Genomic DNA, 8,768 nt, shown 5'->3' with positions numbered 1-8,768 from the left:
CTTCGCGGCTGGTTTGGCAGGCGCTGGCTTGGCTGCCGCCGGAGCGGATTTGGCCGCGGCCGGCGTCGACAACAGGGCTGCCGGCGGCTGACTGGCGGCCTTTGCTCCGCCACCCGTCGAAGCCTGCGCGTCGCGCAACTGGCGCTCGAGGTCCGCGCGGGTCTTGCCGCATGCATTGAGTTCGCCGGTCAGGCGATCGCTGTCGGCGCGCAGCCGGTCGCGCTCGCTGCGGGTGCGGTCGAGGTCGCCGCGCAGACTRTCAAGCTCACCACGCAGGCGACCCCAGATGAACCAGCCGACCAACACGCCTACCAGGAACGCCAGGACCACATAGAAAAAAGTGCCCATTGTCTCTCTCCAGTCAGATCCGTCTGCCGTGGGTCATGACCTTTGGCGATGGACTACTCGATGATGGTTCCGCGGGTTCGCAGAACAGCCGGCTTCGGTTCGAGCGGTCGGCGATCGGCTTTGCTTGCCCATGGCCAACGGCCGTCGTCGCGTTCGCCTGAGCGTCACGTCCGGCTGAGATTTTCCCTCGCCGATCCGCATGCGCTCCGGCTGAGCTTGCGGCGAAGGCTATCATAGAGCTTGCGGAAAGCTACGGGAAAACGTCCGTCGAGAGTTCTTCAAGAACAAATATTTAGCGCAGGAATAGTGCGGCCCAAACATGCATTCCGGCGAAACTGTTTTTCGCAGGCGGAGGTCTCAACCGTCGAGCGTTTCCAGTTCGTCGATCAGGCCACTGATGACACCAAGTCCGATCTGCCAGAAGGCGGGGTCGGTGGCGTCGAGGCCGAAGGGCGCCAGAAGCTGCGAATGATGCTTGGTGCCGCCGGCGCGCAGCATCTCGAAATACTTGTCCTGAAAACCGCGTTCGGCGTTCTGGTAGACGGCGTAGAGCGAGTTCACCAGGCAGTCGCCGAACGCATAGGCATAGACGTAGAAGGGCGAGTGGATGAAGTGCGGGATGTAGGTCCAGAACACCTCGTAGCCGTCGCGCAGTTTGATCGCGGGACCGAGGCTTTCGGCCTGCACTTCCAGCCAGAACTGGCCGAGCCTGTCGGACGTCAGTTCGCCGTTGCGGCGCTCGGCATGCACCTTGCGCTCGAATTCGTAGAAGGCGATCTGGCGCACCACTGTGTTGATCATGTCCTCGACCTTCTGGGCGAGCATGGCCTTGCGCTCACGCCGGTCGGAGGTCTGCTCGAGCAGCGAGCGGAAGGTCAGCATCTCGCCGAAGACGGAAGCCGTCTCGGCCAGCGTCAGCGGCGTCGAGGCCATCAGCGCGCCCTGGCCGGCGGCCAGCACCTGGTGCACGCCGTGGCCGAGTTCATGCGCGAGCGTCATCACGTCACGCGGCTTGCCCATGTAGTTGAGCAGCACATAGGGGTGGGCCGACGGCACGGTGGGATGCGCAAAAGCGCCTGGCGACTTGCCCGGGCGGACCGGGGCGTCGATCCAGTTGCGGTCGAAGAAGGTGCGGGCGATCTCGGCCATCTCTGGCGAGAAGCGCTGATAGGCGGACAGCACTGTGTTCCTGGCTTCGTCCCAGCCGATCACCGCCTGCGGTGTCTCCGGCAGCGGCGCGTTGCGGTCCCAGTGGTTCATCACGTCCATGCCGAGCCAACGCGCCTTCATCGCGTAGTAGCGATGCGACAGGCGCGGATAGGCCTCGCGCACTGCGGTGGCGAGCGCATCGACCACGCCGCGCTCGACGCGGTTGGCGAGATGGCGGGAATCGGCGATGTCCTCGAAGCCGCGCCAGCGGTCGGATATTTCCTTGTCCTTGGCCAGCGTGTTGGTGATCAGCGTGAAGGTGCGCAAATTCTTGCGGAAGGTCGCGGCCAGCGCCTCGGAGGCGCGGCGGCGCACCTCGCTGTCGGCATCCTGCAGACGATTGAGCGCCGGCTCCAGCGTCAGTTCCTCGCCATCGATGTCGAAGCGGAGGTCGGTCATCGTCTCGTCGAACAGGCGGTTCCAGGCGCCGCGCCCGGTGATCGACTTCTCGTGGAAAAGCTGCTCGACGCGGTCCTCGAGCTGGTAGGGCTTGTCCATTCTGAGGTCGAGCACCCAGGGCCGGTAGTGGCCGAAAGCGGAATCGCTGGCCAGTGCGCCTTCGATCGCGGCGTCCTCGATCAGGTTCAGTTCGAGCGCGAAGAACAGAAGATGCGCGCTGGCGTCGGTCATCTTCTCCTGGATATCGCCATAGAGCTTGGCGCGTTGCGGATCGGCGGTGTTGCCGGCGTAGACCAGGCCCGCATAGGAGACGATGCGGCCGATCAGTTCCTCCAGCGCCTCGTAGGCGACCAGCGCCTCGCCAAGCTTGCCGGTGCTGCCGCGCCCGGCCTCGGCGGCGAGCGTGCCCTTCCAGCGGCTCTCGAAAGCGATCGCGTCGGCGGCGGCCCTGGCGATGTCACGCTTCAGTTCCGGGGCTTCCATGCCGGCATAGAGGTCGGCAAGGTTCCATTCCGGCAGATCGCCAAGCTCGGCCGCGCCCTGACCGGACGCTGGTGCCGCAAGCCGCCGACCAAACATCATGCGCATCGACAATACCTTCTTTGCATCAAGGAGAGAGAATTCAAGGGGGAACAGAGAAGCCGGTCAAATCCTAAGCAATTCGTTCACCGGGTTTTTTGAAACCTTATTTAGAACCCTGTGCCAAGATGATCCATGGGGATTTCGAGCGGGCGACTGAGAAAGTCATGACAGGTTCCATACTCATAGTCGATGACGATCCCGTGCAACGCCGGTTGCTCGAGGCCGCGGTGACGCGCTTCGGCCACACGGCAATCGTCGCCGACGGCGGCGCCGCCGGCCTCGACGTGCTCGACGGACCCGGCGCCCGCGACGTCTCGGTGGTGATCCTCGACCTGGTCATGCCCGGTCTCGACGGCATCGGCGTGCTGAAGGCGATGCGCGAACGCGACATCACCGTCCCGGTCATCGTCCAGACCGCGCAGGGCGGCATCGAAACCGTGGTGTCGGCGATGCGGCACGGCGCCTTCGATTTCGTCGTCAAGCCGGCGTCGCCCGACAGGCTGCAGGCGTCGATCGCCAATGCGCTCAAGGTCGAGGCRGTCGAGGRCGAGGTCAAGCGCACRTCGCGCMRGCGCGGCGGGCWTYTGACCTTCARGGACATGATCACMCACAGYCCGGCSATGGACMGGGTGATMCGYCTYGGMCAGAAAGCRGCSGCSTCCAACATCCCGATCCTGATCGARGGCGARTCSGGYGTCGGCAAGGAACTKGTGGCGCGYGCCATCCAGGGCASCGGCGACCGCCGCTCGAAACCGTTCGTTACCGTGAATTGCGGCGCCATTCCCGACAATCTGGTCGAATCGATCCTGTTTGGCCATGAGAAGGGCTCGTTCACCGGCGCCACCGACAAGCACACCGGCAAGTTCGTCGAAGCGCATTCGGGCACGCTGTTCCTCGACGAGATCGGCGATTTGCCGCTCGACGTACAGGTCAAGCTGCTGCGCGCCGTGCAGGACGGCGAGGTCGATCCGGTCGGTGGCCGCTCGACCGTCAGGGTCGACATCAGGCTGATTTCGGCGACGCACCGCAATCTTCTGCAGCAGGTCAAGGACGGCAAGTTCCGCGAGGATCTGTTCTACCGGCTCAACGTCTATCCGATCTTCGTGCCGCCGCTGCGCGACCGCCGCGACGACATTCCGCATCTGGTCACGCACTTCATGGAAAAGGTGGCGCCCGCCGACCCGCGCCACCGCCTGCAAGGCATTTCGGCGGCAGCCCTTGCCGTGCTGCAGGCCTATGACTGGCCGGGCAACATCAGGCAGCTCGAAAACGCCGTCTTCCGCGCCTCGGTGCTGTGTGACGGCGACGTGCTCGATGTCGATGATTTCCCACAGATCCGGGCGCAGGTGGAMGGCACCGTCAATCTCGAAACGGACGATGTGGCACCGCATTTTTCATCTGCTCCAGGACCGCGCGATGAGGAGATCGCGGACGGCGATTCCATCCCGATGGCCGAGCCGGACCGGCCAGCCGTGCTTCAGCCCAGGTTCGGTACGCTGCGGGCGCTCGACGAACGCGGCAATGTGCGGGCGCTGGCTGACGTCGAACTCGAGATGATCAAGCTCGCCATCGACCACTACAACGGCCAGATGAGCGAAGTCGCGCGCCGCCTCGGCATCGGCCGCTCGACGCTTTACCGCAAGCTCAAGGAATACGGCATCGACCCGGAAACCGGTCGCGTCGACCGGCTCGCCTCCTAGAGCGGGTTCCATCCATCGATCCGGATTCTGTCTGTTCGTTTGCACCCCACCTGGACTGAAGGTCGCGATCACGCTTCCGCCGCAAGGCCGGGACCAGCTTGCAATGCCAGAGTTGGCCCTGTATCGGAGGGTTCGACTGGAATATGGCAAGCCTGTGGACAGCTCTGTTCACGCATTAAGGCTAACGGTAACAGATCGTGTTCGGCCAAAGCCGGAATCCTGATCTAAACCAGCRGTTTACCAAGAAACCTTGTGAACAATTTTTGACGGGATATCGCCATGGTGTTACCGCATTTCGGCTTCAATAAGCGATGATTAACCATTAGGATCGATATTCGGATGTGAAAACCACACGTCCGTTTGGGCAAATCCGGGGACAAACGGCAGCCTGCAAGGCCTTTTGATTTGAACAGAATCGAACGACTCACAAACGGGCGGCATCATCATTTGAGCGTCTGGCCGAGATGGCTGGCAGCGGTGATTGTCGCTTTTGGTTTGGTTGCCGCGGTCGCCACGGGCGCCCAGGCCGAAGTTCGTTCGCTGAAGCTCTACCACCTCCACACGCATGAGAAGGCGGAGATCGTCTACAAGCGCAATGGCCGCTACGATCCCGAGGGCCTGCGCAAGATCAACATCATCCTGCGCGACTGGCGCCGCAACGAGCCGACCAAGATGGATCCGCGCCTGCTGGACCTGGTCTGGGAGGCATATCGCCAAAGCGGCGCCACCGACTATATCCAGGTCGTGTGCGGCTACCGTTCGCCGTCGACCAACTCGATGCTGCGCAGCCGCAGCCGGGGTGTCGCCGAGAAGAGCCAGCATATGCTCGGCAAGGCGATGGATTTCTACATTCCCGGCGTGCCGCTGAAGAAGCTGCGCAACATCGGCCTCAAGATGCAGGGCGGTGGCGTCGGCTACTATCCGACCTCCGGTTCGCCGTTCGTGCATATGGATGTCGGCAATGTGCGCCACTGGCCCGGCATCAGCCGCCAGGAACTGGTCAGCCTGTTCCCCAACGGCAAGACGCTGCATGTGCCAAGCGACGGCCGGCCGCTGCCCGGCTATGAACAGGCGCTTGCGTCCTACAAGTCCCGCAAGGGCTCCGGCACACCCAACATCGAAATGGCCAGCGCCGGCGGCAGCAGCAAGAAATCCGGCGGGTTCCTCTCTGCCTTCTTCGGCGGTGGCGGCGACGACGAGGCCGATGACAGCGCCGATGCCCAGACCGCTTCGGCTGCTCCCGCGCCCAAGCCGAGAAACCTGAAGCCGGCCGCTGCCGCCAAGAGCAGCAACCTGCCTGGCATTGCCATCGTCGCGCCTGACAAAGCGCAGCGCGCCAACATTCCGCAGATTGCCGACGAGCAGGCTCCGGAACCGGAAAAGGATACGCCGGAAACGATCATTGCCGCGCTGCCGGCCAAGGAAATTCCGGTGCCCGATTTCGCGCCGCGGCCGAAGGTCGATGTCGGCGCGCAGCCTGAGAATGTTCCGTTCGCCATGGCGGACGCGACGGCGACCACCGAACAGGCCGTGGCGACCGCGCAGGCGCCGGCGAACATGCCTTTCAGCAAGGCTGACCCTGTCGCGGCATCGGCGGCTGCTGCAGCCGATCCGGCGCAGGTYGCSGTCAACAACATCCCCTTGCCGACMTGGCGYCCCGAMCGCACGCTGCCGGCGGAACTCGCACCGCCGCCCAGCAAGGATGTGCTGMTGGCGCTGGCGGATACGGCCGAACAAGGCAGCACCGCGACCGATGCGTTCTCGGTTCTGCCTTCGGCGCGGCCCGAGCCGGCCAAGCCGGATGCCGTCAAGGCCGTGCTCGACGAGGCCAACGCCCAAGTCAGCGCCCAGGCCGGCAATGCCGACGAATATCAGGTTGCGTCGCTGCCCGAAGAACCGCGCTCGGCCTTCAACGATCCGTCTTATGTCGATGTCGCCACGCCGCGCCAGGCCGTCGCCGGCCGTCCGGCTGGTTCCGATCCGGCCGCCGCGATCGGCGCCGGCGTGAAGACGACTCGCAAGGAAGCCAGGGCCACAGCCCGCGACCAGAAGCCCGGCCCGAGGGCCATGGTGGTCGCCGCGGCACCGCAGGCCGCCCGCTGGGCGCTGACCAGCGGTGAGAACGTCGCTGCCGTTTCGAGCGCGACGACGGCGCCGGGCTACGCCTACAATATCGTGCATACGCCGCCGAGCGAGGTCTACACGGCCGGCTTCCAGCMGRRCAACSAGRTGGCCGAYGYCAAYCGSTTCACCGGCAAYGCCRTCAAGTTCATGTCGGTCGCCCGCTTCCAGACGAAGTAACGGACCGGCCAGATATGACCGAAGCCGCGCAGGGCGACCGGCGCGGCTTTTTTGCTGCCCAAAGGCGCGATCGATGTAGCGCCCCGATCGCTGCAGATCACGCGCGGCTGAACTTCTCGTGAAGCCGGAACGGCCGGCCCATTTCCGGGTTAGTAAGGGTGCGTTCCAACCTGGGGATATTCATGAAGAAGATACTACTGGCATCAGTTCTGGCATTGGTTGCAGCATCGGCTGCGATCGCTCCATCGCAAGCCGAAACCGTGATCATCAAGAATGGCAGGCATCACTGCAGGACCAAGCTGGTCACGCATTGGGTTCACCATCACAGGGTGACCGAGCAGGTCAAGGTCTGCCACTGATCCGGAACCGATAGGATCCGGAGAAAAAGCCCGGTCGGCGAGAGTCGACCGGGCTTTTCATTTGTGCCCATAGTCACTTCTTAGCGACATGCATCAGTCGATTTCCAGCGTGGCGGCCTCGCCTTTTGCCAGAAGCCGGGCGGCGTCACGTGCCGGCGGCAGTCCGAAATGGCGCGCATATTCCCGGCTGAACTGGGAAGTGCTCTCATAGCCTACGGCAAAGGCGACACGCGTGGCGTTGCCCGGCTCGGCGATCAGCAGATGACGCGCCTCCAGCAGACGGACCTGTTTCTGATACTGGATAGGGCTCATGGCGGTCGCCGCCTTGAAGTGGCGGTGAAACGAAGCATTGCTCATATGCGCGAGCCCAGCCAGCTCCGTCACGTCGATGGGCTCGTTGTAGTGCGATGGTATCCAGGCGGTGGCGCGGCGGATCTGTGACAGGCGGCCGTCAGCACGCGCAAGCTGGCGCAGCTTCGCACCTTGCGGACCTTGCAACAGGCGGAATGCGATCTCGCGTTCGAGCATGGGCGCGAGCACGGGGATTTCGGCTGGCCGGTCGAGCAGCCGCAGCATGCGGTGCCAGGCATCGAGCATTTCGTCATCGGCCCGGTTGGTCACGAAACTGTCGCCCTCGAGCGCCGGCTTGTGGTCGATGATCAGGGCGGCGATCAGCTCGATATCGAGGGCGAAGGCGATGGCCACATAAGGACGGGCGCTGCTCGCCTCGAGCAGCTGGCTGGTGGCGGGCGTCTCCACCGCATAGACGAAATAGCTGCCGGCGCCGTAGCGCAGCGTGCGGTCGCCGATCAGCACTGTTTTCGTCCCCTGCAGCACGAACAGCGCCGTCGGTTGGCAAAGTTCGGGCAGCGGCGAGGTCGGAACCTCGCTGCGGCCGATGGTGACACGCGGGATGGCTGTTTTGGTGCGCCGCCCATGCGCATGGCGGCCGGCGATCGCGATCAATTCCTGCAAGGTTTCTTCCATGTCTTCAGCATTGCTGATCCATGCGAACTGCGCAACCGGTTGAGAGGATTAGGCAAGAGGGCGCGAGTATCCGGCGCGCGAAATTGGCCGACGCACGTCAAATCCAGTCACCAAGAAGGAGACATGGACATGACGACGAGCATGAATGCGCTGGTCACCGGCGCCAACAAGGGCATCGGCCTCGAGACCGCTCGCCGGCTGGGGACAAAAGGCTTCAAGGTCTGGCTCGGCGCCCGCGATGCCGAGCGCGGGGAGGCCGCGGCAAAGGCCTTGCGCAACGAAGGGCTCGACGTCGAATGGCTCGAGCTTGACGTCGCCAGCGACGACAGTGTGGCTGCCGCGGCGAGGGCCTTGACGGCGCAGCTATCCAGCCTCGACGTGCTGGTCAACAATGCCGGCATTGCGCCCGGCTATGTCGACGCACTCGGCCCGGACGGCCGCTACGAACGGCCGCCAAGCCGCGAGGATGTCGCTGATATGAAGGCCACCTATGACGTCAACGTCTTCGGCCCAGTCCGCGTCACCCAGGCATTCCTGCCGCTGCTCCTGGCATCGCCTGCTGCCCGCATCGTCATGGTCAGCAGCAATCTCGGCTCGATCGCGCGCGCTGAGGGCAACAGTCAGTCGCCGAATGTCATGGGCTATGGCAGCTCGAAGACAGCGCTCAATGCCATCACCGTGGCCTTCGCCCGGGAGCTTTCGCCGCGCGGCATCATGGTCAACGCCGCCGCTCCCGGCTACACCGCGACGGATCTCAACGCACACAAGGGTGGCCGAACAGTGCAGCAGGCTGCCGGGATCATCGTGCAGCTGGCGACGTTGAAGGCCGGCGGGCCTACCGGCGGCTATTTCGATGAGAACGGTCCGTTGCCCTGGTGAGCGA

Annotated in this window: 6 protein-coding genes and 1 pseudogene; 4 read left to right on the top strand and 3 right to left on the bottom strand. The window is 64.1% G+C overall.

Annotated elements, in window-relative coordinates:
• Positions 1 to 348 (bottom strand): annotated as a pseudogene (locus tag AC1DX0_RS08365) (proton-conducting membrane transporter); the annotation flags it as partial.
• 357 nt (positions 349 to 705) lie between these two features.
• Complete coding sequence (locus AC1DX0_RS08360) at positions 706 to 2,544, bottom strand: M3 family oligoendopeptidase (protein ID WP_477220012.1); 1,839 nt, start codon at positions 2,542 to 2,544, stop codon at positions 706 to 708.
• Between the two features lie 158 nt (positions 2,545 to 2,702).
• Between AC1DX0_RS08360 and AC1DX0_RS08355 the strand changes: the two genes are divergently transcribed.
• The 3 genes from AC1DX0_RS08355 (at position 2,703) to AC1DX0_RS08345 (ending at position 6,898) form a co-directional block, all read left to right on the top strand.
• Positions 2,703 to 4,238 (top strand): sigma-54-dependent transcriptional regulator, encoded by a 1,536-nt coding sequence (locus tag AC1DX0_RS08355; protein ID WP_477355001.1) that lies wholly within the window; start codon positions 2,703 to 2,705, stop codon positions 4,236 to 4,238.
• Positions 4,239 to 4,715: 477 nt separating this feature from the next.
• A complete protein-coding gene (locus AC1DX0_RS08350) occupies positions 4,716 to 6,539 on the top strand; it encodes a peptidoglycan L,D-endopeptidase MepK (RefSeq protein ID WP_477354998.1) in 1,824 nt (607 codons plus the stop codon).
• 182 nt (positions 6,540 to 6,721) lie between these two features.
• Entirely contained in the window at positions 6,722 to 6,898 is a 177-nt protein-coding gene (locus tag AC1DX0_RS08345) for a hypothetical protein (protein WP_477220009.1), read from the top strand.
• A gap of 93 nt (positions 6,899 to 6,991) precedes the next feature.
• On the opposite strand, the gene AC1DX0_RS08340 is transcribed toward AC1DX0_RS08345, so the two are convergent.
• Positions 6,992 to 7,885 carry an AraC family transcriptional regulator gene (locus AC1DX0_RS08340; protein ID WP_477220008.1) on the bottom strand — a complete coding sequence of 298 codons (894 nt, stop codon included), beginning with the start codon at positions 7,883 to 7,885 and terminating at the stop codon, positions 6,992 to 6,994.
• 129 nt (positions 7,886 to 8,014) lie between these two features.
• Between AC1DX0_RS08340 and AC1DX0_RS08335 the strand changes: the two genes are divergently transcribed.
• Entirely contained in the window at positions 8,015 to 8,764 is a 750-nt protein-coding gene (locus tag AC1DX0_RS08335) for an SDR family NAD(P)-dependent oxidoreductase (protein WP_477220007.1), read from the top strand.
• Positions 8,765 to 8,768 lie beyond the last annotated feature (4 nt).

The organism is Mesorhizobium sp. P3_A9 (assembly GCF_056402975.1).
This window is presented reverse-complemented; position numbering and strand designations above follow the sequence as displayed.

Coding starts and splice junctions, on each gene's coding strand:
- AC1DX0_RS08345 (WP_477220009.1), top strand. CDS start 6,722: ATGAAGAAGATACTACTGGCATCAGTTCTGGCATTGGTTGCAGCATCG.
- AC1DX0_RS08360 (WP_477220012.1), bottom strand. CDS start 2,544: ATGCGCATGATGTTTGGTCGGCGGCTTGCGGCACCAGCGTCCGGTCAG.
- AC1DX0_RS08340 (WP_477220008.1), bottom strand. CDS start 7,885: ATGGAAGAAACCTTGCAGGAATTGATCGCGATCGCCGGCCGCCATGCG.
- AC1DX0_RS08335 (WP_477220007.1), top strand. CDS start 8,015: ATGACGACGAGCATGAATGCGCTGGTCACCGGCGCCAACAAGGGCATC.